This window comes from uncultured Fretibacterium sp. (genome assembly GCF_938030725.1).
GTDB lineage: Bacteria > Synergistota > Synergistia > Synergistales > Aminobacteriaceae > Fretibacterium.
Genome location: NZ_CALHIQ010000110.1, coordinates 1 through 3,138, shown reverse-complemented (window position 1 = coordinate 3,138; position 3,138 = coordinate 1). Strand labels below are relative to the sequence as shown.

The following is a 3,138-nucleotide window of genomic DNA, read 5'->3' as shown; positions in this document are numbered from 1 at the left end:
CTTCTGGAACGTTTCAAACGCCTTTTCCATATCCTTCAGGGCATAGTGATGCGTGATCATCGGCGTGACTTCAACCCGTCCGTCCTGAATTAGATCCAGACACTCGCGGAATTCTTCCCGCGTATAGCAGATCGTTCCACGAATATCGATCTCGCTGCGCACGACCTTGCCCAAATTAACCGGCGGGTCCGAGTGGAACAGGCCGGTGATGTAGTAGGACCCGCTCTTTTTTATGGAGTTCATGGCCGTTTCGACAAGCGCTGCCGCTCCTGCACAATCGTGAACGAAATCCAACATCTCGCCGCCTGTGATCTCCTTCACCCTTTCGATAGGATTCTCTTCCGAGTTGTTGATGATATCCGTTGCGCCGAGCTTTAGCGCCATTTGAAGGCGATCTTTGTCGCATGCTGCTCCGAGCACGATGATCTTGCGGGCGCCACGCAGCTTCAACAACTGGGTCGCATACAATCCAATAGGCCCAGGGCCGAGGACCATCACCGTATCCTTTGAGGTGAGGGGCATTTTTTTGACGGTGCGGTAAGCGGAGGCTACAGGGTCAACCGCCGCGCCAAAGTCATAGCTTGTGGTGTCGCGCAGTTTCACCAGAACCTTGGCGGGAACGCGAACGTACTCCGCAAAAGCGCCGTTTACGTGAATCCCCGTCTCGATCAGGCGATCGCAAAGCGGTTCGTTCCCTTCGATACAGAATTTACAATTGCCGCAGCCGATCACGATACAGGCGCTAACTCGATCGCCCACTTTCCATCCCTCAACCTTAGCTCCTGTTTCAACGATATCCCCCGCAAACTCGTGCCCGGGAATTAGAGGCCATGGAACCTCTCGTGTGCCGGCCAAAATCGGTCCATCCGTTCCGCAGAATCCAACCGACTTCACCTTGACGATGACGTCGTCCTCGCGACATTTTGGCTCGGGAACGTCTTTGATGGCAAAACCAGGTCCACTGTGTTCCTTTACGACGGCTAACATCTCATATGCTCCTTTCCCAAATAGAATGATTCCCGCAACAAGCACCTTAGAAAACCGGAGGAGAGGCGAGGACAATTTGTAAAAGAAGCGGTTCATACCATGTGAGCAACTTCCCGACAAGGCCGCGTGCAACCGTTTGTCTTCGTTAGGGGACCCCTGCAGCGATGTCCTTGGGGAATATTCCGCTGAATTTTCAAACTTATTCAGGCAAGTTGCTCTGGGCATGGCTGCCAAAATCCTCAAAATGTCATCTTGAGCGTCTGCAGCCATTTGCGCTCATCCGATAGTAGGGTTGTCATCGTCCGTGCCGTGAATAGCTGAGGCCTCCACCGGAGCAACCCTCATCAAAGACAATGGCTCCCTCCGACATCCGCCGTGCGTCCGCGCTCTCTTCTTTGCACAAACACCTCCTCTTCCAAAACCATTGGCTTCCGCTGAAATCTGTGCCTGTGCTCAACGTGGCCCCCTTTCTGGGGGCACTCAGTCATGTAAATAACTAAAGAGATTTTTCAAGGCGAGCCCATGATATACCTTCCTGCAACGGTAAGGTCAAGAATCCATCTTCGCTCGTGGGATTGCTCAGCAGGGATGCCCCCAAAGATATCCTTTCTTGGGTACTGTCTGGCGTGGAACGAGAGCGGAGGACGTTGCCGTGGAAGGGAGGCGAGTTCGTAAAGCTGCCGCTTGACGGGAAGAGGAGTCCCCAGTAAGCGGCAACTCAGTTGGCGAAGGTTCCATGACTCTTGTGATCTGAGCGTGGGGAAACGGTATGGCGGAGTTTTGGCATGGCGGTCTATTACAGCCAGAGTTCGATATCGATGGGGCGGTTTGACATTACCCCTAAGGGAAGCCATAGAATCGTCAATCAATAGGGGATCCAAGCAGCATAGCACTGTAACAGAGAGAGCGATGGGCTTCTTGAAAAGGAGAGGATAACGTGAAAAAGGACCCGGGGTTTGTGCATCCCTACATGCCCAATAGCGTCCCTGCGATTAAGAAAGCCATGCTGGACGAGATTGGCGTCGAGAGTGTGGAGGCCATTTACAAGAGTTTGATCCCTGACGATCTTCTGTACAAGGAGCGCCTGGACCTGCCCGAGCCGATCGGAAGCGAGTACGAGTTGAAAAGGCACGTCATGGGCATCCTGAACAAAAACGTTACGACGGACGAGTACATCAGTTTTCTTGGCGCTGGATGCTATAGGCACCAGGTCCCCGCTCTTTGCGACGAGATCAACTCAAGGGGCGAGTTCTTAACGGCCTATTGCGGCGACACGTATTCGGATCACGGGAAAATGCAAGCGATCTTTGAATATTGCAGCATGATGGGAGAACTGCTCGATGCGGAAGTGGTTAGCTATACCACTTATGACGCATCGCAATCCGTCGCTTCATCGCTGCGCATGGCGCTCCGCATCAAGGCAGCCGAAGGGCGCTCCAAGGATACGCTTTTGATCCCTTCTACGATGAATCCTGAGATCGTTTCTCAGGTGACGCAGTACGTTGGAAGTTCGATTAAAATAATTAAAGTGGAGTGTGATAAAAAGTCTGGACTGATGGATTTGGTGGACCTTGCCGCGAAGCTGAAGGAGAACAAAACGGCGGCCGTCTTCTATGAAAACCCTTCTTATCTGGGTTTTTTTGAAACGCAGGCGGAAGATATTGCTAACAGAGCTCATCAATACGATGCCTTGTGCATCGCTCAGCCGGAGACTGCTTCGCTCGGCATTGTAGAGAGTCCCTTAAATCTGGGAGCAGACCTGGTTTGTGGGGATATTCAACCGTTAGGGATGCACGTGCAGTTTGGAGGTGGACAGGCGGGTTTTATCGCTTGTCAGCAGAAACAGGAATATCTCGAACAGTTTCCGACGTACATGTACGGCATTGCAAAGACAAAGCAGGAGGGGCGCTTCGGCTGGGGACGTGCGATGAACTATCGCTGCTCGCACGGCAGTCGCGAGAACGCCAACGAGTACTTTGGAACTGAAACGGGACTTTGGGCGATCACTGCTGCCGTTTATCTGGCCAGCATGGGGCCGAAGGGTATGTATGAGCTTGGAGAGTCCATCGTTCAAAAGACGAAATACGCCATCCTGGAGTTGAGCGAAGTTCAGGGCCTTAAGGTCAACCTGTTCGGCGGTGCCAACTTTCA

The 3,138-nt window shown here is 52.7% G+C and carries 2 protein-coding genes; one reads left to right on the top strand and one right to left on the bottom strand.

Annotated features, from left to right (window positions below):
- The coding region (locus Q0629_RS06610; protein WP_298780471.1) for an alcohol dehydrogenase catalytic domain-containing protein at positions 1 to 1,083 on the bottom strand (1,083 nt) is incomplete at its 3' end.
- Between the two features lie 841 nt (positions 1,084 to 1,924).
- On the opposite strand from Q0629_RS06610, the gene Q0629_RS06605 reads away from it, so the two are divergent.
- Positions 1,925 to 3,138, top strand: a 1,214-nt coding sequence (locus Q0629_RS06605) for an aminomethyl-transferring glycine dehydrogenase (RefSeq protein WP_298780469.1), incomplete at its 3' end; no start/stop codon positions are given.